17 protein-coding genes are annotated in these 25,088 nt (G+C 73.1%); 8 read left to right on the forward strand and 9 right to left on the reverse strand.

All coding sequences use genetic code 11. The features are described 5' to 3' along the window. The first annotated feature begins 79 nt into the window (after positions 1-79). From PV721_RS23590 to PV721_RS23600, 3 genes are read left to right on the forward strand one after another with little or no spacing between them, the layout of a single operon-like run. The gene (locus tag PV721_RS23590) at positions 80-1,024 is read left to right on the forward strand and encodes a hypothetical protein (RefSeq protein ID WP_319727530.1); all 945 of its coding nucleotides are present in this window, start codon (positions 80-82) and stop codon (positions 1,022-1,024) included. Positions 1,025-1,042: 18 nt separating this feature from the next. Beyond that, positions 1,043-1,666, forward strand: coding sequence for a hypothetical protein (locus PV721_RS23595; RefSeq protein ID WP_319727531.1), 624 nt, complete (start codon positions 1,043-1,045; stop codon positions 1,664-1,666). Continuing rightward, on the forward strand, positions 1,647-2,480 hold the full coding sequence (locus tag PV721_RS23600) for an inositol monophosphatase family protein (protein ID WP_319727533.1): 834 nt from the start codon (positions 1,647-1,649) through the stop codon (positions 2,478-2,480). Before PV721_RS23595 ends, PV721_RS23600 begins: the two co-directional genes overlap by 20 nt. Before the next feature lie 112 nt (positions 2,481-2,592). On the opposite strand, the gene PV721_RS23605 is transcribed toward PV721_RS23600, so the two are convergent. Continuing rightward, on the reverse strand, positions 2,593-3,780 hold the full coding sequence (locus tag PV721_RS23605; protein WP_319727534.1) for an SLC13 family permease: 1,188 nt from the start codon (positions 3,778-3,780) through the stop codon (positions 2,593-2,595). A gap of 100 nt (positions 3,781-3,880) precedes the next feature. Here PV721_RS23605 and PV721_RS23610 point away from each other — a divergent pair, with 100 nt between their 5' ends. Continuing rightward, positions 3,881-9,733, forward strand: a complete 5,853-nt coding sequence (locus tag PV721_RS23610) for a TIR domain-containing protein (RefSeq protein ID WP_416371164.1) — start codon at positions 3,881-3,883, stop codon at positions 9,731-9,733. Between the two features lie 60 nt (positions 9,734-9,793). Here the strand turns inward: PV721_RS23610 and PV721_RS23615 are convergent, their stop codons facing one another. Together PV721_RS23615 and PV721_RS23620 are read right to left on the reverse strand one after the other, a co-directional pair. Continuing rightward, positions 9,794-10,123 (reverse strand): hypothetical protein, encoded by a 330-nt coding sequence (locus PV721_RS23615; RefSeq protein ID WP_319727537.1) that lies wholly within the window; start codon positions 10,121-10,123, stop codon positions 9,794-9,796. Positions 10,124-10,158: 35 nt separating this feature from the next. Continuing rightward, positions 10,159-12,696, reverse strand: a complete 2,538-nt coding sequence (locus PV721_RS23620) for a CHAT domain-containing protein (RefSeq protein ID WP_319727539.1) — start codon at positions 12,694-12,696, stop codon at positions 10,159-10,161. A gap of 202 nt (positions 12,697-12,898) precedes the next feature. On the opposite strand from PV721_RS23620, the gene PV721_RS23625 reads away from it, so the two are divergent. Together PV721_RS23625 and PV721_RS23630 are read left to right on the forward strand one after the other, a co-directional pair. Continuing rightward, entirely contained in the window at positions 12,899-13,840 is a 942-nt protein-coding gene (locus tag PV721_RS23625; protein WP_319727540.1) for an NAD-dependent epimerase/dehydratase family protein, read from the forward strand. Positions 13,841-13,911: 71 nt separating this feature from the next. Then, entirely contained in the window at positions 13,912-17,208 is a 3,297-nt protein-coding gene (locus PV721_RS23630) for an aminotransferase class I/II-fold pyridoxal phosphate-dependent enzyme (RefSeq protein ID WP_416371165.1), read from the forward strand. 10 nt (positions 17,209-17,218) lie between these two features. On the opposite strand, the gene PV721_RS23635 is transcribed toward PV721_RS23630, so the two are convergent. The 4 genes from PV721_RS23635 to PV721_RS23650 form a co-directional block, all read right to left on the reverse strand. Beyond that, on the reverse strand, positions 17,219-17,797 hold the full coding sequence (locus PV721_RS23635; RefSeq protein WP_319727542.1) for a toxin: 579 nt from the start codon (positions 17,795-17,797) through the stop codon (positions 17,219-17,221). Then, on the reverse strand, positions 17,794-18,246 hold the full coding sequence (locus PV721_RS23640) for a helix-turn-helix domain-containing protein (protein ID WP_319727543.1): 453 nt from the start codon (positions 18,244-18,246) through the stop codon (positions 17,794-17,796). Before PV721_RS23640 ends, PV721_RS23635 begins: the two co-directional genes overlap by 4 nt. A 307-nt stretch (positions 18,247-18,553) precedes the next feature. Beyond that, positions 18,554-19,714, reverse strand: a complete 1,161-nt coding sequence (locus PV721_RS23645) for an MAB_1171c family putative transporter (RefSeq protein WP_319727544.1) — start codon at positions 19,712-19,714, stop codon at positions 18,554-18,556. Positions 19,715-19,754: 40 nt separating this feature from the next. Beyond that, positions 19,755-20,480: a TetR-like C-terminal domain-containing protein gene (locus PV721_RS23650; protein WP_319727545.1), complete on the reverse strand. Its 726-nt coding sequence runs from the start codon at positions 20,478-20,480 to the stop codon at positions 19,755-19,757. A gap of 192 nt (positions 20,481-20,672) precedes the next feature. Here PV721_RS23650 and dacB point away from each other — a divergent pair, with 192 nt between their 5' ends. Beyond that, a complete protein-coding gene (gene dacB, locus PV721_RS23655; protein ID WP_319727548.1) occupies positions 20,673-22,313 on the forward strand; it encodes a D-alanyl-D-alanine carboxypeptidase/D-alanyl-D-alanine-endopeptidase in 1,641 nt (546 codons plus the stop codon). Here dacB and PV721_RS23660 read toward each other — a convergent pair. Together PV721_RS23660 and PV721_RS23665 are read right to left on the reverse strand one after the other, a co-directional pair. Further along, complete coding sequence (locus PV721_RS23660) at positions 22,274-22,516, reverse strand: hypothetical protein (RefSeq protein ID WP_319727549.1); 243 nt, start codon at positions 22,514-22,516, stop codon at positions 22,274-22,276. The genes dacB and PV721_RS23660 overlap by 40 nt on opposite strands. A gap of 609 nt (positions 22,517-23,125) precedes the next feature. Beyond that, positions 23,126-24,094 (reverse strand): zinc-binding dehydrogenase, encoded by a 969-nt coding sequence (locus PV721_RS23665; RefSeq protein ID WP_319727550.1) that lies wholly within the window; start codon positions 24,092-24,094, stop codon positions 23,126-23,128. Positions 24,095-24,427: 333 nt separating this feature from the next. On the opposite strand from PV721_RS23665, the gene PV721_RS23670 reads away from it, so the two are divergent. Next, on the forward strand, positions 24,428-25,033 hold the full coding sequence (locus PV721_RS23670) for a hypothetical protein (protein ID WP_319727552.1): 606 nt from the start codon (positions 24,428-24,430) through the stop codon (positions 25,031-25,033). Positions 25,034-25,088: the final 55 nt, after the last annotated feature.

Here is a 25,088-nt window from a genome sequence, read left to right on the forward strand (position 1 = left end):
TCCCTCCCCGGTGCGCTCTGGTGGCGCCGCCGGAGCATCTCCTACCATCGGGGCACGCGTGGGGGAGGGGGGTGCGTGGATGGCGGCACATGCCGGGCGGCTGGAGCGCTTCGTGGCCTGGGTGCTGCGCAATGCCGATGTCGTCGTCGCCCTGTTGGTCGCGATGGCGGTCGGTTTCCTGGACATCTTCGGTGACGTCGTCAGCGACGACGTGGCCTCCGGCGCCACCCTGGTCGTCCTCGGTCTGCTCGCGACCGGGTCGATCGTGGAGCGGGTGCGCCGGCCCGCGAGCATCCAGGAGGCGATGAGCGGGACCCGCCGGGCCCTGGAAGACCTCGCCATGGTGCGCTCGCTGTCGGGCAACGAGGTCGGCGAAGCGCTGCGCAAGGCCCGGCAGCACACCAACCTCTGGTACTTCAAGGGCGGTACGGGAACCTACCTGCGGGCCGTCACCCTGCCGCTGTGCGTGCGCGCGGCGAAGGAACAGCGCTCGCAGCTCAACGTGAAGATCGACATCGTGAACCCGGCCGACGAACGGGCCTGCGCCGCGTACGCCCGCTTCCGCCAGATGTTCGGCGTGCAGCGTCGTGGAGACGACCTGTGGACCACCGACCGGGTCCGCCGGGAGTCGTACGCCACCGTCCTCGCCGCCTGCTGGTACCAACGGCAGTTGACGACACTCGAGATCAGCGTGCACCTGTCGTCCGCCGTGCCGACCCTGCGCTTCGACCTGTCCGAGACCTGCCTCGTCATCACCCAGGACGACCAGTCCCGGGTGAACCTGCTCGTGGAACGGGGCCAGCCGCTCTACGACTACTACGTCACCGAGCTGCACCAGAGCCGTGAGCAGGCGACCGTGCTCGACCTGCGCGTCGCCTCGCCGCTCGGCCAGGAGCCGACCGTCGACGAGGTGCGCACGCTCTTCGACGACCTTCGGCTTCCGCTGCCGCGCGTCTTCACCGACAGCGACATCGGCAAGATCATCGAGAAGGCGCTGCACGCGGAGGACCCCTACAGGAGGTGAGGCGCTGCGGCGCGTGCCATGGACCGCGAGCTGGAAAGAACCCTTGTCACCCTGGAGGAAATAGCCTCCGGCGAAAGGGAGTTGCGTGCCGTTCGGCATCCACTCGGATTCCTCTGCCTGCCGCTGCTGAGAGAGGGCCCGCGCGGGATCTGCGTCCATCTCTTCGACTCCGGCAGCCGCGCCGAGCCGGACGCGTCGCCCATGCACGCCCACAGCTGGGAGCTGCGCAGCCGCGTGCTGTACGGGCGGGTGGCCAACCTTCCCGTACGGACGACCGCGGTGGGCGACGGCGAAGGGGGCGCGACCCACCGCGTGTTCGAGGTGCACAGCGGCAGCGACGGCGTGGACGAGATCCGCCCCACCGACCTGCTGGTGCGCAGCGAGCCCGGGCCCGCCCAGGTCAGCTCCGGCGGGGAGACGTACACCCTGGCCGCGGGCGAGTTCCACGCCACCGCCCTGGAGGGCCCGGAACCCGCCGCCACCCTGGTGCACGGGTTCTCCGTCCCCGGGCAGGCCGACCTCTCGCTCGGGCCGCTCGACGGCCGCCCGCGCCGTACGACCCGCCGGCTGTGCGACACCGTGCAGACCGTACGCAGCGTCCACACCGTCCTCAGGAGGATCGATGCCGAACAGCGGGCCTGATTTCGACCGCGAGAGGCGCGTCGCCGTCGCCGCGGCGGAGGAGGCGGGCGGCCTGCTGCGCCGGCGCTTCGGTACGGCGTACTGCCTGCGGACGAAGGGCGAGTCCGGGGACGTGCAGGTCGATCTCGACCTCGCCGCCGAGCGGCTGGTGCTCGGCCGGATCCAGCGCCACTTCCCGCACGACCGGATCCTGTCCGAGGAGGCCGGGCTCCTCGACGCGGCGGGCGAGCGCACCTGGCTGGTCGACCCGCTGGACGGCAGCAACAACGTCGCGATCGGGCTGCCCGCGTACGTGGTGGGCATCGGGCTGTGCCTGGGCGGCGCCCCGGTGATGGGCGTGGTGCACGAGCCGGTCACCGGGCAGACCTGGCACGCGGTCAGGGGGCACGGGGCCCACGGCGCATCCGGCCCGCTGCCCGGCCCCGATCCCGTGCTGGCGCGCCCCGGGCCCGTCGTCGCCTGGACCCAGGGGTACGCCGTGGAGCGCGGCGACCCGACGGCGGTGGCACTGCGGGCCGCGCTCGAACTGCGCTGCCGGCGCGTGCTGCAGCTGTGGGCACCGCTGCTCGGCTGGAGCCTGCTGGCACGCGGCACGATCGACGCGTTCGTCGGCTACCGGGCGGAGGGCGTGGACCTGCCGACCGGAGCGCTGCTCGCGGCCGAGACGGGGGTGGAGCTGCGCACGCTGTCCGGAGCGCGGTTCCGGCCCGGCTTCAGCGGGGACGACAGCCGGCGCAGCTATGTGGCGGCGCGCGGCGAGACCCTCGCGTACCTGCTGGGGGAGGTGGGCGAGGCGACCCGGCCCGTGGCGTGAGCGGGCACGCGCGTGGCGTGCCGCTGCGCGTGGCGTGACCCTGCGCGTTGCGTGCCGCGTGACCGGCACACCGCGTGCCCCGGCCCGGGCCACGGCCCGCGCCGGACGTGGCTCACGTGGTGGCGGCCAGTGCCAGCGTCGCCGCCAGTGTGCCCGTCACGGCCAGGACCAGCCCCGTACCGAGGAAACGGCCCAGCTCGATCTGCGTGCCGTGCCAGCGGCACCGCTCGAACCACAGCAGGGTGGCCAAGGAGGCCCACGGGGTGACGACGGGGCCCACGTTGACGCCTATGAGCTGCGCGAGGAGCTGGTGGTGGTTGGCCTCGGGGATGGCCGCCTCGCCCGCCATGTAGGCCGGAAGGTTGTTCAGCGCGTTGGAGAAGCCCGCCCCGACCGCCGCGGACCTCAGCATGCCGACGACGCCGTTGTCCGACCCCATCGCCGTCGCCAGGATCTCGTGCAGCCCGTGTGCGTTGACGGTCTCCACGACCAGGAACATCCCCGGAACGAGGACCAGCAGCCGCCAGGGGACCAGGGAGAGGCGCAGCGCCTCCCTGCTGCGCACCGCGAAGGCCACCACCACGATCAGCGCGGCCGTCATCGACGCCGACCACAACGGCACGTCGGCGAGGATCGCGAGAAGGAAGCCGGTGCACGCCACCGCGCACACCCGGAACAGGACCGGGTCCGCCGGGCGCGGCGCCGACGGCGGCTCGTAGCGGAGCGCGCCGCGGCGTCCCGGACGCCAGTAGAAGCCCCACAGGCAGGCCATCGTGACCGCGATGGAGGCCAGCTGCGGGGCCCACATGGTGGCCGCCATCTCCGACGGAGCCAGGGCGACCCGGTCCGCGGCCAGCAGGTTCGTCAGGTTCGACACGGGCAGCAGCAGGCTCGCCGTATTGGCCAGCCAGACCGTGGTCATCGCCAGCGGCACGGCCGCGATGCCCACCCGGGTCGCCAGCGCCAGCATCACCGGGGTCAGCAGCACCGCCGTGGTGTCCAGGTTGAGGGTGATGGTGGTGACGGACGCGAACAGCACGCACAGTACGAACAGCAGGGGATAGCTTCCCCGCCCGGCCCGCGCCACCCAGGTGGCGACCACGTCGAAGACCTGCGCCCTGCCGGTCAGCTCGGCGAGGACGATGACCGTGGCGAGGAACACCAGCAGCGGACCGATGCGCTCCAGCACCTCGCCGGCGGGCTCGGCGGGCAGCAGGCCCGTGGCGACGCAGAGCACGCCGAGGGCGAGCAGGCCGCCGGCCAGCCAGTCCAGTGGATGCAGCCGCTTGAGGAGGGACACGTCGAACAGATTCGCACGTACGCGCGGTCGGCCGTCAGGCGGCCCGGATGGATCCGGACAGGCCCGCTCGGGCGGGGTGACTCCTACCATGGTTCCCATGATGACGGATGGGCAATTCGGTGCTCCCGCAAGAGAATTCGACTTCTTCATCAGCTACTCGCCGGCCGACGAACCATGGGCGGCCTGGATCGCCTGGACCCTGGAGGAAGCCGGCTACCGCACGGTCGTGCAGGCCTGGGACTTCGTACCGGGAACCAATTTCATAGACTTCATGGACCGCGGGGTCAGCGAGTCCCGGGCCGTGATCGCCGTACTGTCCCGCCATTACGAACGCTCCACCTACGGACGCATGGAATGGCAGGCCGCTCTGCGCGCATCGCCCGAGTCCCCCGAACGACGGCTGCTGACCGTGCGGGTGGACGACATGCCGATCGAGGGACTGCTCGCCACCATCACCTACGTCGACCTGGTGGGCGTGGCCGACATCGACGCCGCCCGCTCCCTGCTGCTGACCCGGGTCGAGCAGGCCGTCGACGGACACGCCCGCCCCGGCCGCCGGCCCGGCTATCCGGGCAGCGGCCCCGCGCCCGTCCGCCACCCGGAGCAGCCGAACCCGGCCCAGCCGCAGCCGAGCGCACTCGCCGGCCCCGGCTGGGCCGGGCGCCGGCGGCCGGCCCGGGCACCGCTCTACCCGCAGGACTCCGCGGCCGGCGGCGGCCGGGGCCAGGACGCCGTGACCGTCCTGCACCTGGCCGGCCCGGACTTCGGGCGGGGCCGGGAGCCCGACTCGCTCAGCCGGCAGATCCGCGGCGACCTGATCATGCTCAGGGACGCGGGCGCCCCCGCCCCCGACCTGATGGTGGTGACCGGGGACCTCACCGCGTCCGGCAGTCCGCGCGAGTGCGACCAGGCCCTCAGCTTCCTGACGGCCCTGCGGTCCCAGCTCGACCTGTCCCCCCAGCGCGTGATGGTGGTGCCGGGCGCCCAGGACGTGAACCAGGCCGCGTCCCAGGCCTACTTCCACACCTGCGAGGCAGACGAGGTCGCGCCGCAGCCGCCGTACTGGCCCAAGTGGCGCCACTACACCCGGCTCTTCCGCGGCCTCTACCAGGGCCTGGACACCGTCTTCGACAGCGATCAGCCCTGGACCCTCTTCCCGGTGCCGGAACTGAGCACGGTCGTCGCCGGGTTCAACTCCTCCATGGCCTACAGCCACCGCCCCGAGGAGCAGTACGGGTACATCGGCCGTGACCAGGCCGCCTGGTTCGCCGAGGCCATGCGCCGCTACGAGGAGGAGGGCTGGCTGCGCATCGGCGCGCTCCGCCACCCGCTCACCGACGACCGCCGCCCCGGCGACGCCATCGGCGGCCCCGGCGGTCTGCGCGACGCCGACACCCTCGCCCGGCTGGCCGCCCCGCGGCTGCACCTGCTGCTGCACGGCCCGACCGGCGGCCCGCGCACCCTCACCGGCGTCCCCAGCCGCACGCAGCTGCCCGGCGCCGCCGGCGAACTGCCGCTCTTCGGATCCGCCGCCCCCGCCCGCTTCCAGCTCCTGCGGGTCACCGCGGACGGAGTCACCCGCTGGGACGACCGGATCACGGCCGCGGGGGAGCACTTCCCCGGCGACTGGAGGCAGACCCGCCGCGTCTTCCCCGTCCCCGAACTGCCCGCCGTCATCACCGTCGAGCATACGCAGGGCAGGGCTCCCCTCGAGGATCCGGCCGCCTCCCTCATCGAGCGGGTGAAGGAGATCTGCCGGGTGCGCAGGGAGGGCGTACGGCTGCGCGACGTCCCGCGCCGCGAACCGGCCGACATGGCGCAGATCATGGCCACCTGGCAGGAGCAGGAGGACGGCGTCGTGCAGCAGCAGCGCATCGCCGTGCACCCCGGCACCCCCACCGAGGAGGAGATCGACCGTTTCATCGCCCAGGTGCACGCGACCGACACCGGTTCCGAGGCCGTCCTGGTGTACGCGGGCGACGCCCCCGCGAGCGGGCTGCGGCAGCGGGCCGCCGGCCACGGCGTCCGGGTCCGGGTGCGCAGTTTCATCGAATTCCAGGGCCTGCTGGACCTGCGCGGCTACGTCGCCGCCCAGAGCGCCCGGCTCGCCGCGAGCGACCAGTACCCCCCGGGCCTCTACCTCCCCCAGCGCTACCGCGACGCCGACCGCAGCGACGGCCAGGACCGTGCCGGCCAAGAACGTGACGGGCTGGTCGAGGAACTGCTGGAACTGCTGGAGTCCGACCACGGCCGCTTCGTCCTGCTCCTCGGCGACTTCGGACACGGCAAGACCTTCGCCCTGCGCGAGCTGGCCCGCCGCATCCCCGAACACCTCCCCCACCTGACCCCGCTGCTGATCCCGCTCAACACCCTCGACCGGGCGCACAGCCTCGAAGGCCTGGTCGCCGCCCACCTGGCCGGGCACGGCGTCGACACCATCGACCTGCGGGCGCTGCGCTACATGCTCGCCCAGGGCCGTGTCGTCCTGCTCTTCGACGGCTTCGACGAACTGGTCCACCGGGTCAGCTACGACAGGGCCGCCGACCACCTCCAGGTCCTCCTCGACGCCGCAGTGGACAACGCCAAGATCGTGGTCAGCAGCCGCACCCAGCACTTCAAGTCCCACGCCCAGGTCCTCACCGCGCTCGGCGAACGCGTCGGCCTGCTGCCGCAGCGCCGCATCCTCTCCGTCGAGGGCTTCACCCCGGCCCAGATCCGCTCCTACCTGGTCCGCAGCTACGGCGACGAGCACGCGGCCGACCAGCGCTTCCAGCTCCTGCGCAACATCCCCGACCTGCTGATGCTCTGCCGCAACCCCCGGCTGCTCTCCTTCGTCGCCGACCTGAGCCAGGACCAGCTGCGGGCGGTCGCCGGAGCGGGCCGCGCGCTCAGCCCGGCCCGGCTCTACGAGGACGTGTTCACCTCCTGGCTCGGCTACGAGGAGCTCCGCGGCCAGGGAGGTCCCGGCGCCCCGCCCGGACTCACCGTCGACGAGCTGTGGGCCGCCGTGACCGCGCTGGCCTGGCGGCTGTGGGAGAGCGGCCGCAGCGCCCTGCGGCTCGACGAGCTCACCGAAACCGTGGCCGCCACCCTCAGCGAGCTCACCGAATCCCCGCTCACCCCGTCCGAGCGGGCCCAGGCCGTCGGCGCGGGCAGCCTGCTGGTGCGCAGCGACGACGGCGTGTTCCAGTTCATCCACGGCTCCGTCATCGAATGGCTCGTGGCACGGGAGGCCGCACGCCAGCTCGCCCGGGGCCAGCACACCCTGCTCCACGCCCGCCCGTTCAGCCAGCTCGCCGTCGAGTTCTTCTGCGACCTCGCCGACCACGAACGGTGCGCCCGATGGGTGCGCGACGCCCTCGACTCATCCGGTAGCGGGATCAACGACGCCGCCCGCGCCAACGCCGTCCGGATCAGCGACCGGCTCCGGGTGCCCGCCAACGCCGACCTGAGGGGCGCCCGGCTGGCCGGTGAGGACCTCTCGCACCGCGACTTCTCCGGGGTCGACCTCAGCGACGCCGATCTGACGGACACCCGGCTGGTGGGCGCCAACCTCTCGGGCGCCCGGCTGCGGGGCACCCGGCTGACCGGAGCCCGCCTCGACCGGGCCGACCTGAGCCGCGCCGACCTGACCGGCGCGAACCTGAGCCGGGCCCGGCTGACCCGCGCCGACCTGCGGGGCGCCGCGCTGACCGGCAGCGCCTGGCACCGGGCCGCACTGATCGACGTGACGATGGACGACGCGGTGCGCGCGGCTCCCGAGCTCCGGACCGCCTCGATCGCCCCGGGGATGCCGGTGGACGCCGGGTTCCGGCCGTCGGCGGTCGGCGTCCCGTACGGCTTCGGCATGCGCACCAGCCGCCTCCCCGAGCCCATCGCGTACAGCACCGACGGCGAACTCCTCGCCGTCGGCAGCGAGGACGGCTCCATCCTGGTCTGCGGCGCCGACGACGGCCGGGCGGTGCGCACCCTCCAGGGGCACGAAGGACGGGTGTACGCCGTGAAGTTCCGGCCCGACGTGATTGCCACCGGCGGCTCCGACGGCGCGGTCCGGCTCTGGGACCCGGTGACCGGAGCCTGCCGGCACAGCCTGACGGTGCACCCCGACGGCGTGTGGCCGGTCTCGTTCGACGCGGCCGGCACGCTCCTCGCCACGGGCGACCGCGAAGGCCTGGTCACGGTGTGGGACGTGGCCACGGGCGGGCCCGTGCACCGGCTGCCCGGCCACACCGCGCCCGTCTACACCGCGGTCTACGGCCCGGGCGGCATACTGCTCACCGGCGACGCGACCGCGAAGGTACGCCTCTGGGACCTGGCCACCGGGCACTGCGTCCGGGAGATCGAAGGCCATCAAGGTGCCGTCTACCGCGCCCGGTTCAGCCCGGACGGCACGCTCTTCGCGACCGCCGACCGGGGCGGGGGCGGGCGCGGCGGGACCGTGCGGATCTGGCGGACGGCCGACGCACGGCTGCTGCACGAGTTCACCGGGCACACCGGCCGCGTCTACGTCCTCGACTTCCACCCCGAGGGCAACCTCCTGGCCAGCGGCTGCACCGACGGCCAGGTACGGCTGTGGGACCCGGTCGTCGGCACCCCCGCCGGAACCCTCGAACGGGGCACGGGCGCCGTCTACCAAGTGCTCTTCGGCGACGAGGGCAAGCTCCTCGCCGCCTGCGACAGCAACGGCGCCGTCCGGCTGTGGACGGTCACCACCGGGCGGCCGCACGGCTACACGATCGCCCTCCACCCCCAGCAGCCGGCCGAGCACCGGGGCACCGCCTGGGCGTGCGCCTTCCGGCCCGGCGACAGCCAACTGCTCACCGTCGGCAACGACGGCGGCGCGCAGATCTGGGATTCCGCCACCGGCCAGGGCAAGCGCATCCTGCGCGGCCACGGCCGGCGGATCAGCGGCGTGGCCTTCAGCGCGGACGGCGCGCAGCTGGCGACGGCCGGCAACGACGGAGTCGTACGGCTCTGGGAGACGCGCACGGGACGGCGTACGGACGAGCTCTCCGGGCGCGGAGACCGGCTGGTCTCGGCGGCGTTCAGCCCCGCCGAGCCCCTCCTGGCCACGGCCAGCAACGACGGGGACATGTACCTGTGGGACCCGGGGCGCGGCGAATACCTCAGGGAGCTCGACGCCGAGACCGAGCACGTCTGGGCGGAGGCCTTCAACGCCGACGGCACCCTGCTCGCCACCGCCAACGACGACGACTCCGTGCGCGTCTGGTTCCGTCCCACCGGTTCCCCGGTCTCGAACCTGACCGGGCACCGGGGCCGGGTCCGCTCGATCGCCTTCCGCCCGGACGCCGACGTCCTGGCCACCGGCTGCGACGACAGCGTCGTACGGGTGTGGGACGCCAGGAGCGGCCGGCTCGTGGAGGAACTCGGCGGCAGCGGCGGGCACGCGGACCGGGTGTACGGCGTCGCGTACGGGCCGGGGAGCGCCTGGCTGGCCAGCGCGAGCTGGGACGGCAGCGCCATCGTCTGGCGGGACGGTGCGGCGGGTCCGCGCCTGCGCGGCCGCGGCGGCCGGCTGTGGGCCGTGGCCGCCCACCCGAGCCGCCCGCTCCTGGCGGTCGGCGGCGACGACCGGTCGGTGTGCCTGTGGAACGCGGAGACGGGGGAGCACGTCACCGACCTCGTCGGCCACACCGGCCGGGTGCTCTGCCTCGCCTTCTCCCCGGACGGTACGACGCTGGCGAGCGGCGCCGAGGACGGCACCGCACGGCTCTGGAACCTCCCGGCGGACGGCGGCCCGCCGGCGCTGCGCGCGACCCTGATGGGCATGACGGGCGGCTGGGCGGCGCTGACCCCGTCCGGCGGCTACAAGTACGAGGGCGATGTGACCGGTGAGTTCTGGCACGTCGTGGGAATGTCCCGGTTCACCCCGGGGGAACTCGACGAGTACCTGCCGGGCATCCACCGGCTGCCGCTGGGGGAGGAGCTGTGAGCCTGCGCGTCCTGGGCGCCGCCGTACGGGGCCCAGGACGCCGCCGGCGTCCGGGAGCGGCTACTCGTCGTCGCCGATCAGGAGTTCCTGGATCCGGCGGGCGACGGTCAGGGGATCCGCGTCGGCGGGGATCTCGAGGGTCACCCTGGCGCCGTGGGCCCTGATCTCGACCGCGCCCCCCGTCTCCGCGGACCGCCCGAAGTGGGTGCGGACGAGCTCCGTGAGCCGGAGGAAGGTGTCGGGTCCCTGGAGGAGGCTGATGGTGGCGGTGAGGGCCTGGAGGCCCACGAGGGTGATCTCGGCCGTGCTGCCCCGGCCCCCCGGCCGGATGGCCAGACCCTCTGCCACCAGCAGATCGGCGATGTCCGACGGCATGGCAACGGCAATCATGGTGGAGGTCCTTTCGGTTGTTCAGTATCGGTCGTTCAGTACGCCTGGAACGAGGCCCAGATGATGGGGTGGGGGTCGCGGATCTCCTCGCCGTCGAGGTCCTCCCCGCGCACCGAGAAGACCTTCCACTCGGTGAGCATCCGCAGCTGCAACCGCCTGAGCAGGTCCGCGTGATCGCCGGTCCGCTGCCCGTCGAGCATCCCCCGGACGAGGAGGTCCTCGAAGGCCTCGGTGAAGGAGGCGTCGCGGATGTCGAGCGACGTGGCGATCACCTGGTCGGCGCCGGAATGGATCGCGCCCGCCGCGAGCCCCATGCCCTCGCCGCCGAGGGCCGACGCGGTGGAGCTGGAACAGCACGACAGGATCACCCGCGTGGGCACCGGCAGGAAGGGCGTTCCGTCGTCGAGCGCCCCGAAGAGCTCGCCGGACTGGACGTACGTCCCTTCGGCCAGGGGCAGGGCCGACCAGGCCGGGTCGCCGTCGTGCTCCGCGTGACCGCGGTAGAAGAGGACCCCGGGGGTGGAGGGGCCGATCTTGTGCAGGGCCGCCAGCAGGGCGTCCTTGGTCCCGGGGCCGTCGGGCCCGGAGGCGGTCAGGAGCACGGCCGCCTCGTTCACCACGGAAGCCGCGGTCCGTTCACGCAGCGACCCGTCCGGGTTGTCGCAGGCCAACAGGAACGGCACGGGCGAGCCGGGCGGCAGCCGGGAGTCGCGTGAGGCGCGCCTGAGCTGGGTCGGCGTGGAGGTCCACATCCGCAGGACCGCCTTCTCGATCAGCCGCTCCTCCGTACCGGGGACCATCGTGACCGCCCAGGGCACACAGGTCAGTTCGCGGGCCGCGGAGATGGTGAGCCGGAGCGGTCGGTCCGAGCCGGACGCCCGCAGCGCTTCGACGAGCGGCGGCGGCAGGAGCTGCCCGATCGTGCGGGTGATGATCTGCTCCTCCGCCGACCGCCAGCTCCTCAGCTGGGTGAACGGCTCGTAGAAGTCCCCGGGGCCGCGCTTGTACGGGAACAGGCTCCACGTCTTGCGTTCGGAGGACTGGGAGTGCCCCGCCAGGCCCAGCAGGACCGGCTTGATCCGGTCGAACTCCCGGAGGTCCTGCGCGCCGTACCCGGCGGGCTGTCCGTCCCGCGCGACGAACCAGAAGAGGAGACCGTCCTCGATGTGGGTCGACCAGAAGACGCCTTCGGGCAGTGCGTCGTCCAGGGGCCGCGCCGCGAGGCCCTGCGCCTCCTCCGGCGGCAGGGCGCTGCGGTAGTGGGGCAGGAGGAGGGCCGTGCCCTGGTAGGAGACGGGTTCCGGAAAGTGCAGGAGCGTCGAGTTCAGGGCGTCGTTCAGGGCGGTGAAGACGGCCGATGACACGAGAGGCCCGTTGCCGTCGGCCCCGCCGGGCTCGCCCTCCGCGGCAGCGGCGGGCTGCACGAGCGGCGCGGCGGTCCCGGCGCTCTCGCCGTCCGGATCCTCCGCATCGGCGTTTGCGAGGCCCGTCGGGAACCCGATCCCGCTGGCCGCCAGCTTCTCGTCGTCCTCGATCTCGATGGCGGCGCCGAGCAGGGACTGCAGCCTGCACGACTCGATCAGCTCGGCGACCGTCCGCTCGTCCCCCAGGGCGACCGCCGAGACGAGCGCCGCGCGGCGGGTGGGTCCGAAATTCTTCCAGAGGGACAGCCGCTGGGTGTGCGAACAGGCACCGTACCGCTGGGTGTCCAGCTTCGCCCAGGCGGCCAAAGCCAGGCCGAGGGCCTCCTCGTACCGCTCCAGCGCGGTCCAGATGCCCGCGGCCGTCTGTTCCAGCTCCCCGACCAGCCAGTCGTCGGCCCGGTCCGCGGCGAGCCGGGCCAGGGCCGCGGTGAGGATGCCGAGGGCGCGTTCCGGCTGCTCGTCCGCGGCGAGGCGCCGTGCGAGGCAGGACACGAGGTAGGTGTAGGGGATGATCCCCAGGTGACGCACCCGGTCGATGCCGTCGGCCGCGTCTGCGCCGAGCCCGGGCGCGGGGTCCAGGATCCGGGCCGCGATCCGGTGGAAGGCGGCGGAAGGGCCGTGGGTCGCGCCTTGGATGAGCTCCAGACCGTCCAGGGCGGCGGCGTGATCTCCCGCTCTCATGGTGAAGACGACCACCTGGGCGTACGTACGGCGCATGTGGCGGGGAACTCCCCAGTAGAGCGCTGCGCCGCTGAAGCACTCGGCGGCGGTCGGCCAGTCCGCGCAGCGCACGTACTCGCGCCCCAGCAGCTCGTAGAGCCGTGCCAGATGACGGTCCCTGGTCGGCAGCTTCCCCCGCTCAAGGGGCTTGTTGGTGATCCGGATCAGCATCGCCCGGACCCAGGAGTGCGCGGCGTTCCCCGAGTCCTTCGAGTCGGCGATGCTCATCCCGCCGAGGAAGCCCTCGAGTTCGAGGAGCTCGCGGTGCCGGCGCGCGGGCACGCCGTCGTGCCCCTCCAGCCGGGCGTCGATGCGCGACGCGATCCACCGGGTGCCGCGGGTGGACAGCGCTCCCCGTCGCGGGAGCCTCCGGTCCCGGGCGATGCGCCCCGCCACGACGAGCGCGCGCTCGTACGCCGTCGACCTCATGGTGCCCCCCGCGTGCCCCGCCCATTGAGAGGAGCCATGGTGCCGCGCCCGCGTGACCGATACCGGCGAACCGGAATATTCATACCGGCGGAACGTCGTGATCCGGCAGCCCGCAGGCGACTATCAGCCCCGTCCGTCCGGATGGCGGGGAGGAAGCCGAGGTGGCCACTGTGGTGCGGGCGGCTCGCGCTAGTGTGCGTATGTGAGCTCTCATGTCGTCATCGGTTACGGACCTGCAGGCGCTGCCACCGCTCGGCTTCTGGCCGAACAGGGCCATTCCGTAAGGGTGGTCACCAAGTCGGGTAGAAGCCCGGAACCCGGAATCCAGCACTTCGCGTTCGACGCGACCGATAGCGCGCGGCTGACCGAGACCGCGCAGGGCGCCGCAGCGATCTACCACTGCGCCGCGCCTCCCTACCACCACTGGGCGCGCGCCTGGCCGCCCCTGGCCTCGTCGGCCCTGGCCGCGGCCGAGGCGACCGGGGCCGTCCTGGTGATGCTGGGGAACCTTTACGGCTACGGCCCGGTGGACGGTCCCCTGACCGAAGACCTCCCGCTCGCCGCCACCGGCCCCAAGGGGCGGGTGCGCGCCGCCGTGTGGGAGCAGGCACAGACGCTGCACGAGCAGGGCCGGGTCAGGGCGGTCGAGGTACGTGCCTCGGACTTTTTCGGGCCCGGCGTCACCGACGGCGGCCACCTGGCCGGACGGGTCCTGCCGCCGCTGCTGCGGGGGAAGGCGGTCTCCACCCTCGGCGACCCGGACGTCCCGCACAGCTGGACCTATCTCCCCGACGTGGCCAGGGCGCTGGCCGAGGTCGCGGGGGAGGAGCGGGCCTGGGGCCGGCCGTGGCACGTTCCGACGCAGCCCGCGCTGTCTGTCAGGGAGATGGTCGGCCGCCTGGCCGCCCAGGCGGGCACGGGGCCGGTCGCGGTGCGCCGGATCCCGCCGGCCGTGCTGGGCGTGGCCTCGCTCTTCTCCCCGCTGATCCGCGAACTGAAAGAGATCCGCTACCAGTTCGACCGCCCGTTCACCGTCGATTCGGGTGCCTACGAGGCTGCGTTCGCGGTCCGGGCCACCCCCGTCGACCAGCAGGTCGAGGAGACCGTGGACTGGTGGCGCGAGCGCCCGGCGGTCACCGGGTGACATCTGCGAGAGGGACGGATCCGACAGTGGACTCAAGGGGCGTGCGGCGCGACGACATCGCGGTCGTGGGGATGGCGTGCAGGTTCCCCGGGGCACGCGACGTGAACCAGTACTGGCGGCTCCTGACGGCACCCCGTACCCAGTTCTCCACCATCCCGGACTCGCGCTGGCGCGCCGCCGCCTTCCTCGGCGACAGCCTCCGCGACACCTCGTCGGCCTACACGGACACCATGGCGCTGCTGCCGGACGTCGGCCACTTCGACGCGGCGCACTACGGCATCCCGCCGCGGCGGGCCAGGGCGATGGACCCGCAGCACCGGCTGCTGATCGACCTCGCCCGCGAGGCGATCCAGGACGCGGGGTGGGAAGCCGACGGCTTCGACCGCGAGGAGACCTCGGTCATCACGGCGCTCACCGAGAGCGGCTACCGCGAGCTCAGCACCATGCAGCTCCGGATGCGGCAGCTGACCGGCGGCGAGTTCGGGGCGCGGGCGACGGACCCCCGGTGGCCGGAGACCGTGCGCGCGGTCGACGCGCTGCACGGCACGTCCGTGGCCGGGCTGCTGCTCAACATGGGGCCGAACACGATCAGTTCGGTCTTCGACCTGCACGGCGAGAGCTACGCGCTGGACTCGGCGTGCTCGGGTGGACTCATGGCCGTGGCCAACGCCGTGCACGCCCTGCGCGCGGGCCGGTCCCGCATCGCACTCGCGGGCGGCGCCCAGCTGATACTCGCCCCCGACCTGCTGGTGGGGCTGTGCCGGATCGGCGCCCTCTCGCGCAGCGGCAGGTGCCTGCCCTTCGGCGCGCAGGCCGACGGGTTCGTCCTGGGGGAGGGAGCCGGGGTCCTGGTGCTGCGGCCCCTGGCGGACGCACTGGCGGCCGCCGACCGGGTCTATGCGGTGATCCGCGGTGTGGGGACGGCCAACGACGGCACCGTGCAGGGCGGCATGTACCCCCGCGCCGCGGGCCAGCTCCGGGCCCTGCGCCGCGCGTACCGCGACGCGGACCTGCCCCCGGACGCGGTGGGCTACCTGGAGGCGCACGGCACCGGGACCACGGTCGGCGACCCCGTCGAGCTCGACGTCCTGCGCGAACTGCGAGGTGAGCGGGCCGCGCCCGCCCACCTCGGGGCGGTGAAGGCGGTGATCGGCCACTCGCTCAACTCGGCGGGGATGGCCGGGCTCATCAAGTCCGTCCTGGCCGTGCAGCGGGGCGTGATACCTCCGCAGCCGGAGTTCGAGCCGGCCGACCGTTCTGCGCTGGACGCCGCCCGGCTGACCGTGGCCACCGAGCCGACCCCCTGGCCGGACGACGGCCGGCCGCGCCGGGCGGGGGTGAGCGCCTTCGGCTTCGGCGGTACGGGCGTGCACCTCGTGGTCGAGGAGTGCGCCGCGCCGGAGCGCCCGGCGCCGGCCGGGGGACCGCACCACCTGGTCCTCAGTGCTCGCGACCGGGCCGGGCTGGCCCGCCACGCCCGGGAACTGGCGCACACCCTCACCGAGGACCGGCCGCCGCTGGCCGCGGTGGCGGACACCCTGGTCCGCCGGGCGCTCCTCACCGAACGCCTCGACGTCGTGGCGCAGGACGCCGCCGACGCCGTCGCCCGGCTGACCTCGGCGGCCGAGGCCGTCGAGGCGGGCCGTGGCGGAGAACCCGGCCCGGGAGGGAAGTCCGGCCCGGGACCCCGTCCGGTGACCGAGCGCGTGCCCCCGTGCACCCTCCCGCCGAGTCCGCTCGCCCCGCGCCGTCACTGGGTCGTGGACGAGTCGGCGCGCGAGCTGCCGGACCCGGCAGGGCCGGTGGACCCGCCCGGGGCGGCGCCCGCGCTCTCGCTCGCGGTCCCTCCCGTGACCCCGCCGCGGCCCGATGGAGAGCGGGCCGCGGTCGTCGTGCTCGAAGAGGTGTCGCGGACCGGAGTCTTCCCGCTCTCCGACCTGAGCGAGCGGATGACACTGGTGACCGATCTGGGCTTCGACTCCTTGATGCTTCAGGAGTTGGAAGTCGGCATCGGCAAGCGCGTCCCCGGCTTCCGTACCGAAGAGCTGTTCTCGCCCGACCTCACCGTCGGCCGGCTGATCGCGCTGGTCGATCCGGACCGCGCCGAGCCGGCGCCCCCCGTGCAGGCGCCGCTCCGGGAGGCACTCCCGGAGTGGGGCGCCGGGACCGCGAGCGTCGACGACTTCCCGGAGGTGGGCCGGTTCGAGGAACGCCTGGGCGCGATCGCCGACAGCGGGGCCCAGTACCCGTACTTCCGGGTCCACGAGGGCAACATCCGCGACACCACGGTGATCGGGGGGCGTGCGTACCTGTCCTTCGGAAGCTACAACTACCTGGGGATCTCCGGACATCCGGCGGTCAACGAGGCCGCGCACCGGGCGGTCGACCGGTACGGGACCTCGGTCTCCGCGAGCCGGGTGCTGTCGGGTGAACGGGACCTCATGGTCCGGCTGGAGCGGACGCTGGCCGAGTTCCTCGGCGTCGGGGACTGCCTGACGCTGGTGAGCGGCCACGCCACCAATGTCACCGCGATAGGGCACCTCGTCGGCGCGCAGGACCTCGTGGTGCACGATGCGCTCGCCCACGACAGCATCCTGCAGGGCTGCGCCTTGTCCGGGGCGGCGCGGCGCCCGTTCGCCCACAACGACATCGGTCAGCTGGAACACATGCTGCGGCTCAACCGGTCCCGGTTCCGGCGGGTGCTGATCGCCGTCGAGGGCGCCTACAGCATGGACGGCGACCTCGTCGACCTGCCCGCCGTGATCGAGCTGAAGAAGCGTTACGGCGCGCTGTTGATGGTGGACGAGGCGCACAGCATCGGCACGGTCGGCGAACACGGCCGGGGCGTGGGCGAGTTCTTCGGCGTCGACCGGTCCGACGTGGACCTGTGGATGGGCACCCTCTCCAAGGCCTTCGCCAGCTGCGGCGGTTACCTCGGGGGTTCGGCCCGGATGGTGCGCTGGCTGCGCCACACGCTGCCGGGCTTCGTCTACAGCGTCGGTCTGACCCCGGCCAACGCTGCCGCGGCCCTGGCCGCGACCGAGCTGATCGCAGCGGAACCGCACCGGGTCCGCGCCCTGCGGCGCAACGCCAGGCTCTTCCTCGGCCTGGCCGCCTCGGCCGGCCTGGCCACCGGCTCCAGTGCCGACACCCCGATCGTGCCGTGCATTCTCGGCGACTCGGCGCGGACCCTGCGCGTCGCGGGCGGGCTGTTCGACCGCGGGATCATCGTGGATCCGATCGTCCACCCCGCCGTGGAGGACGGGCTGTCGAGGCTGCGGTTCTTCCTCACGAGCGAACACCGCGAGGACGACATCAGGCGTGCCGTCTCGGTCCTGGCCGAGGAGGTGGCCTCCACCGGGCACTGAGCGACTCCCCTCAGATCAGGGTGCGTTCGATCCGGCTGAGCATGGCGCTCTTTCCGGGATCCCCGCCCTCTTCCGCGTCCGCCGCCGGGGGCGCGCCGTGCTGTTGCTCGGCGCCGCCCATCCGCTGGGAGAGCAGGTAGGCGATGATCTCCGCCTCCTGCTCCTGGACGTCGTCGTAGGTCGCGCGCAGGAGCATGTCCCGTACGAGTTGGGGGTCGAGATTGGGGAAGAGGAGGCGGGCGGCCGCCTCGTCCAGCCCGCCTGCCCCCCGATGGCAGCAGATGATGTGACCCAGCTCGTGCAAGATGATGTGCTCCTGATGCGCGCTGGTCGTGTTGGCGTCGTAGAAGATGAGGTCCTCGTCGCGTGCGGCGACCCACATGCCGCACGGATACGTGGAGGGCATCTGCATCGGGACGAGCGTGATCGGACGCTCGCGCGCCTCGCCGAGGTGGCGGCACAGTTCGGCCACGTCGGTCACCTCGGGCAGGCCGAGTTCGGCGATGCGCCGGGCGCCGGCCTTCCGGAGCTTCTTGAGCTGGCTGCGGCGGTCCTGGTCGGCCGACCGCTCCTTCCAGGCGCCCCTCATTCGGGCGGGGAGGAGTCGGTGACGGGCGGCAGGCCCTGCATCTGCCGGTACTGGTCCATGATGGCCGTGATGGCCTGGAGGTTCTCCTTCTTCATCCCGGCCGCGCGCATCGCCACCGCGCGGACCCCGGACTGGCGCAGCGCCTCGATGGCGGCGATCTGGCTGAGCACCGACTCGGCGACCTTGTCGTCGAAGAAGTAGGCGACCGAGACGCCGAAGAAGCGGGCCAGGGCGGCGAGGAGGTCGGGTGAGGGGTTGGAGCGCTTCCCCGTCCGCAACTGGGACAGGTACACGCCCCCGACCTTGAGCTCGGGGCTGGCGCGCTTCAGCTCCTCCGCGACCTCGGCATTGGTCCAGTGCTTGCCCTTGGGGCGAACCGTCTTGAACAGGTCGTCGAGGCGCACTGCGAGCAGGGGCCGGTCATCGGACCCGCTTTCCGTCCCGGTCATGGTGAATTTTCCTCCCGTCACCTCCTCGGCATAGCCCTTGGCTATCTGTCAGTCTCACAGATTAGCAGTCAGTTGACAATTGGCCGGGAATCCGCCACCGTTGGGGTCTCGCCGATAGCTGTCAGCTAAGTCGACTTCACGGGGGCTTCACGGAGTCGACTGCCGGCGACATCGGACTGGCCCGGCCCTCGGGGGATGGGCCGGGCCAGTCCGGGCGGGAGTCACCCGTCCGGCCCGACGTGAAGTCGGGGGGGACGGGGCTGCTGCCCGCCCGGTTTGACGGGGGATGCAAACCGGGCGGGAGCTCTCAACTCGCGGTGCCGAGTTTACTGTAGGCGGCTGCGACTTGGGTGAGCCAGGCCACTTCCGCACTGAAGTTGTCCGTGTCGCGATCGTCGAAGTCGCCCGCGTCCTTGCTGTCGTGGGGGACGGTGCCGGTCCGCTTGGCGAGCAGGGCCTGCTTGATCTGCGCCGCCTCGGTGAACGCCTGGCGCAGCTCCTCGCTCGCCTCCCGGCCCGGTCCGCCGGCCCCGTCCGAGCCGCCGGCCGTACGGTCGATGTACGGGCGCAAGTCCCGCCATCCGTCCCGTATTTCGACGACCCGCCGGTGGAGGCGGTAGTCGAGGTCCGAGACCGAGGCGCCCGGCGGCTCCAGGGCGATGTCCGGGGAGGCCTCGTACAGGTCCCGCCAGAGCGGGTACAGCGCCCGGTAGGTCCGGTAGGTCCGGGACCACTCCAGGAGGCGGGTGGCCGAGGGGCCCCAGGAGGAGTTCGTCAGGCTGAGCGAGAGCAGCACGATGCCCGCCGCGCTGAAGACGGAAGCGGCGACCTTCCAGGCGCCGATGTCGACACCGCCCGCCGCCGTGAGGATGTTGACCGTCCGCGCCGCGCAGTAGAGGAAGAGGACCACCGAGGCCACCGAGAGCAGCCGCAGGGCCTGCCGCAGCGTGGCGTTGTCGGTCATCCGCGCGTAGGGGCCGCACTGGCGGTAGATGGTGACGCACGGAACCGCCTGGGAGACGATGAAGACCAGGAGGTACGTGAGCATCAGCGGCTCGCTCGTGCCGTCGAAGTCCGAGGCGGGCCGGCCGGGGCCGTCGGCGAGGAAGAACAGGGCCGTCAGCAGCACGTCGAGGGTGATGCCGGAGACCAGCCAGTAGCGCGTCCTGCGTACCGTCGCCTCGTCCGCGGCCGCCCACCGGAGCAGGATGATCTGCGCGCTGACGCAGAAGGCGACCGCCGCCAGGTGCATGATGAGGATGGCGAGGTTGCCGACGCCCAGGAGGCTCTTGCCGCCCATGGCGAAGGCGCCCATGGTGAAGGTGAGGCACTGGAGCAGCAGAGTGGCGATCAGCGTGCGGTAGGCGCTGTCCCGCCAGCTGCGACGTGCCTGGCACAGCCGGTAGACGAGCGCCGCGTACGAGGACAGCGCTGCTATGACGAAGCAGAGGGTTCTGGTGGTGTTCACGTCCCGGTTTTCTGCGCGTGCCGCGCATGCGGCGGACGGTTCAGTCGGTGTTGTCGCCGGAGGGCACCACGAGCCCGATGCCCTCGGCCGCCACGGCGATGGAGTAGTCGAAGAAGGCGGCCTCGTCCCTGACGCTGTCGTGGGTGCGGCTGAAGACCTGGAACACCAGGAGCCCGATCAGATTGCTCCACAGGACGATGCCGCGCTCGATGATGTCCGAGAACGGAGCCTCGGGGACGCCGCCGAAGGCCTCCACGGCGGCCGGCAGGAGCAGCGGCGGGCCGGGCACCGCCCGCCGGGGCGGGGTGAGTTCACCGCCCACCAGCGCGGACCGCACGATCCCGGCGAGCACCCCGGGGGTGCGCGAGGCGGGCGGGACCGTGTCCTGCGGGGCGTGGTAACCGGGCACGGGGGAGCCGTAGATCAGCGTGAACTCCCCGGGGTTGGCGAAGGACCACTGCCGGAGGGCGCGCGTCACGGCGAGGAGCCGTGCGCCCGCCGGGGCGCCGGCTTTGACGGCGGCCTCGTCGGCCCGTTCCATTGCGGCGCCCGACGCGTCGTAGGCGTCGATGACCAGTGCGGTCAACAGGTCGTCCCGGTGCGGGAACACGGCCTCGACATCGGTGAGGGCGAGACCGCAGTCGCGTGCCACGCCGTCCAGGGACAGCCCTGCGCCGCCCAGCTTCACCAACTGCCGACGCGCGGTGTCCTTGACCACCGCCTTCGGCGTCACGTCGTCGCCGGTCGAACTTGCTGCTGAATCCATGGCCGCACCGTACCCGCCGCCGGCAACACCCGTCAGCGCTGCCTCCGGAGCACCGCGGCCCAGCGACCGGATCCGGCCACGCGGCGGGCCCCCGAGGGCTGCGACACGGTGTGACATGCAGGTCGAATCCGGCCGTGCCACCCTGTTCACACGGCCTCGGGGACCAGGCAGCCGCGACGAACGGAGCGCGCTGTGAGCAGTCCGATCCATTCCGTCCGCCCCGCACCGCTGCGGCGCGGTCTGGCCGCCGCCTGCGCCGCACTGCTCCTCGTGGCCCTGGCCCCCGGTACGGCGGCCGGTGCGGAACCCTCTCCGTCTCCGTCGGGTGACGCCGTGCAGGGCCCGCTCGACCCGCGCATCACGGAGATCATGCGGAAGCCGCAGTACAGCCACGCCCAGTGGGGCCTGCTGCAGACCGGACCGGACGACGGGCGCGTGGTGCACAGCATGTTCCCCGGGCAGTTCTTCATCCCCGGGTCCACCGCCAAGCTGATCAGCGTCTCGGGCCCGTGGCAGACCCTCGGCGCCGACCACCGCTTCGTGACCCCCCTCTACGCGGTCGGCGACCGCAACGGCGCCACGCTCACCGGCGACCTCGACCTCGCGGCCCAGGGCGACCTCACCATGGGCGGCAGGACGCGGCCCGACGGCACCGTCGCGTACACCGATCTCGACCACACCTACGCGAACGACTTCCCCGGCGCGACCCTCACCCCGGAGAACCCCCTCGCCGGGATCGACCAGCTCGCCCGGCAGGTCCGGGAATCCGGGATCACCCGACTCGACGGCGACGTGATCGTCGACAGCCGGCTCTTCCAACCCGACCCCGTCCTGGACCCCACCCCGACGCCGCTGATCATCAACGACAACCTGATCGACCTGATGACCACCCCCGGGGACGAGGCCGGTGCGGACGCCCGGCTGGACTGGCGGCCGAAGGTCGCTCCGTACCAGGTCACGTCCACCGTGAAGACCGTGGCCGCCGGGAAGCCGACCGCCGTCACGGTGACGGCCACCGACGGCGGCACCCGGATCCGGCTCTCCGGAACCATCGCGGCGGACGCCGAGCCGCTGCTGCGCACCTCGCCGATCACCGATCCGGCCGCCTTCGGCCGCACCGCGCTGATCGAGGCGCTCGGACGGGCCGGCGTGCGGGTCACCGCCGACCCGGCCGGACCCAACCCGGTCGCCCGGCTGCCGCGCGACTACGCGGGGCGGCCGCGGGTGGCCGCGTACACCTCCCCGCCCTACGCCCAGTACGCCAAGCTGATCCTCAAAGTCAGCCACAACCTCGGCGCCAACCTCGGCATCTGCCTGATGGCCGTCACGACCGGCAGCCACCAGTGCGAGGACGGCTTCCCGGTGCTCGCCGACTTCCTGGACCGGGCGGGCGTCGACCGCAAGCAGGCCCAGCTCATGGACGGCCGGGGCGGCAACCCCGCCGACCGCGTGACCCCCCAGGCGCTGGTGCAGATGCTGGCGTACTGGCAGCGCACCCCGGATGCGCGTCTCTTCCGGGAGGCCCTGCCGATCCTGGGCGTCGACGGCCTGCTGGCCGAGAACTGCCGCAGCTGCCCCGCGCGCGGGAAGGTGTTCGCCAAGACCGGCGCGGCCGTCGGAGGCGACGCGCTCAACGACCGGCTGGCCGTCGGCGCCATCACCATCGCCGGCTACCTGGACAAGGGCGGCGGCCGCTACGACACCTTCTACGCGGGCGTCAACGGCGCCTCCACGCCGACCGCCGACCCCGCCGGGGTACTGACCATCGCCAACGACCTCGCCATGATCGCCGCCTACCTCCAGGAGTCGTCCGCGCCCTCGCCCTCACCCTGACAGCGTGTCAGCCTCCCGTGGTACTCGGCACACAGGTGGTCCGCCACCTCCTGGGCGAAGCTCCGCGACCGCACGGGCAGGAGGATCGGTTCGCCACCGGTCAGGCAGGCGTCGAAGGCCTCCAGCCCCGCGGTGAACGTCCCCTCCCGCGCCGCGAGGCGGCGGAACAGCACCTCGTGGCGTGCCCCGAGCGCGCGGGACACCGGTCGAGGATGCTGCGGTGCCACGCGTCGCAGGCGTCGATCCCGCACGCGTCGAGGAGAAGGACGAATCCGAGCTGGTCCGGGTCGTCCGCGGCCACCTCCCCGGCCACCACCGCGGCCCAACCGTCATCTCTCGCGTGAGCGCCGCGTGGTCGCAGCAGCGGCACGGCACGCTCAGCTCCGAGGATGTGCCGCCGCCCCGAAGGCGGCAGCCGGCCACCGGCCGCCGCAGTCGTCGCAGACCCTCGCGCCGCCTCGGCAGCCGTCCCCGTCCCTCTCCCCGCTCCCCGCCCCGTCGCGCAGGCGGGAGGCGGCGAAGGCGGGGTGCCGCGCGAGGTCGCACGTGTACGCGTACGCCGTCGCGATCACGCCCGCCACATCGGCGACCTCGCCCAGGGGGCGGTGAAGAGGGAAACCGAAGGAGGCCGGACGGCGGCCGGTGTGCGTACACCGGGGCCGGGGTGGCCACGGGGGCCGACAGACCCCCGTTGCTCTCCCCGTACTCCGCGGCCCGGTCCTGCGCGGAGAGGCTGCCCCTTGCCCCCCGGCCGCATGTTCCGCGTCCGTCCCCCGCCGGGGTGAAGGGCGCCGCCGGCACCGGAACCGCCCTCACACGGTGATCACCGTCTTGCCCACGAGCTCCCGGGACTCGATCGCCGTGTGCGCCGCTGCCGCGCGCTCCAGGGGGAAGGTGGCGCCGATCACCGGGCGCAGGGTGCCCTCGGCCGCCGCCCGCAGGGCCCGCGCCGCGAGTGCGGCCCGCTCCGGGGTCGTCAGCTGGACGTCCGCGATGCCGAGCAGACGGACGCCGCGGGCCGCCGCGTCGGCCGGGGTCACCGGGGCGAAGCCGCCGGTCGGAGCGCCGTGGGCCGAGAACCGGCCGCCCGCCCGGACCAGGGGGAACGCGGCCAGGCCGACCTCGCCGCCCACCCCGTCCAGTACGACGTCCGCGGCCGCGCCGCCGAGCGCCTCGCGGGCCCGGTCCACCCAGTCGGGGCGGGCCGCGTCGACGACGGCATCCGCGCCCAACTCCCGTACCAGGGAGGTCTTGCGGTCGCCGCGGGCCACGCCCACGACCCGGGCGCCCGCGGCCTTCGCCAGCTGGACCAGTACGGTGCCCATGCCGCCCGAGGCGCCCAGGACCAGCACCTGCTCGCCGGACCGCAGCGCCGTGCGCTCCAGCAGCCTGGCGGCGGTCACCCCGTCGTGCACCAGGGCCGCCGCGTCGGTGAAGGACACCTCCTCCGGTACGACGGCCAGGGCCTCGGCCGGGGCCAGGGCCAGCTCCGCGTAGCCACCGCCCTCGATGCCGGCGACGACCCGGCGGCCCTTCCACGCCGGGTCCACGCCCTCGCCGGTGGCGCGGACGGTACCGGCTATGCCGCCGCCCGGCAGGTAGGGCGGGGTGACCTGGAAGTACTCGCGGCCCCACCCGTTGCGCACCTGGGTCTCCACGAAGATCGTGTCCACGGCCGCGACCGCGATCAGCACCTGCCCCGGTCCTGCCACCGGCTCGGGAACCTCCGTGGGGACCAGTACCTCTGGACCGCCGAACCCGATCGCCTGTGTCGCACGCATGGCACTCACCCCTCCACCAGGGCCTCCGGTCTCTCCGGCGCCCGTGCCGTCAGCCTCGGACATCAAGCGCGGTTGAGGTCAAGCGGTGGCCGTCCGGCCCGTCGGGGCAGGTCGCGCGGACTTTTACCCGGCATTCACGTGGGCGTCAAGTCCCGAGATTCCGGAACATGACCCTGGGGTGCCGTCCGGGGCTTACTTGAGGAGCGGAAAGGAAACGAAGCGAAAGGCACAGAAGGAACACCTCGCAAAGGGATTCCTCCTCTCGCCGGTTTCACCGCGCCGTCCCGGAAAACCGGGCAGGTCAATATTCCTCTTCATCGGTAGGAGAAAGTCATGAACCGCAAGATGCACACCAACAACGCTGTCCGCCCCAACCGCAAGGGCTTCCGCCTGGCGACGCTGATCGCCTCGGCCACTGTGGTAGCCGGAGGGATCCTTCTGCCGGCGTCCGCGGCGACCGCGGCTCCGATGCCGGACACCGTGCACTCCATCCTCCTCCCGACCGACGGAGGCGCCGGAGGAAAGGGCGGTAAGGGAGGGAGCGGCGGCCTGGTCGGAGGCGGCGGTGGCTCCGGCGGTGCCGGTGGCGGCAGCGTCACCGGCACCGGTGGTAAGGGTGGCGGGGGCGGCGCCGGTGGCGACGGGCTCCTCGTCGGCGGTGGCGGCGGTGGCGGTGGCGGTGGCGGCGAGGGCCGCATCGGTGGCGCCGGCGGCGACGGCGGCAAGGGCGGCTTCGGCATCCTCGAAGGCGGCGGCGGTGGCGCCGGCGGTGGCGGCGGTGACGGCTGGCTCGTCGGCGGCAAGGGCGGCGACGGCGGTAAGGGCGGCTTCAGCTGGTTCCAGGGTGGTGCCGGCGGTGACGCCGGAGACGGCGGCTTCGGCGGCCTGATCGGTGGCCTCGGCGGCGACGCCGGTGCCGGTGGTGGGTCCATCTTCTAAGAGGCGCACCCGATCCGACGGGGTGGAGGCCCTCCCGGCCTCCACCCCCCAACCC

It is taken from the genome of Streptomyces sp. MB09-01, assembly GCF_033794505.1.
Taxonomy (GTDB): Bacteria; Actinomycetota; Actinomycetes; order Streptomycetales; family Streptomycetaceae; genus Streptomyces.

Excerpts from the sequence above, each read along its gene's own strand:
- PV721_RS23590 (WP_319727530.1), top strand. The coding sequence starts at position 80 with ATGGCGGCACATGCCGGGCGGCTGGAGCGCTTCGTGGCCTGGGTGCTG.
- PV721_RS23595 (WP_319727531.1), top strand. The coding sequence starts at position 1,043 with ATGGACCGCGAGCTGGAAAGAACCCTTGTCACCCTGGAGGAAATAGCC.
- PV721_RS23600 (WP_319727533.1), top strand. The coding sequence starts at position 1,647 with ATGCCGAACAGCGGGCCTGATTTCGACCGCGAGAGGCGCGTCGCCGTC.
- PV721_RS23610 (WP_416371164.1), top strand. The coding sequence starts at position 3,881 with ATGACGGATGGGCAATTCGGTGCTCCCGCAAGAGAATTCGACTTCTTC.
- PV721_RS23615 (WP_319727537.1), bottom strand. The coding sequence starts at position 10,123 with ATGATTGCCGTTGCCATGCCGTCGGACATCGCCGATCTGCTGGTGGCA.
- PV721_RS23620 (WP_319727539.1), bottom strand. The coding sequence starts at position 12,696 with ATGAGGTCGACGGCGTACGAGCGCGCGCTCGTCGTGGCGGGGCGCATC.
- PV721_RS23630 (WP_416371165.1), top strand. The coding sequence starts at position 13,912 with ATGGCGTGCAGGTTCCCCGGGGCACGCGACGTGAACCAGTACTGGCGG.
- PV721_RS23635 (WP_319727542.1), bottom strand. The coding sequence starts at position 17,797 with ATGAGGGGCGCCTGGAAGGAGCGGTCGGCCGACCAGGACCGCCGCAGC.
- PV721_RS23640 (WP_319727543.1), bottom strand. The coding sequence starts at position 18,246 with ATGACCGGGACGGAAAGCGGGTCCGATGACCGGCCCCTGCTCGCAGTG.
- PV721_RS23650 (WP_319727545.1), bottom strand. The coding sequence starts at position 20,480 with ATGGATTCAGCAGCAAGTTCGACCGGCGACGACGTGACGCCGAAGGCG.
- PV721_RS23665 (WP_319727550.1), bottom strand. The coding sequence starts at position 24,094 with ATGCGTGCGACACAGGCGATCGGGTTCGGCGGTCCAGAGGTACTGGTC.
- PV721_RS23670 (WP_319727552.1), top strand. The coding sequence starts at position 24,428 with ATGAACCGCAAGATGCACACCAACAACGCTGTCCGCCCCAACCGCAAG.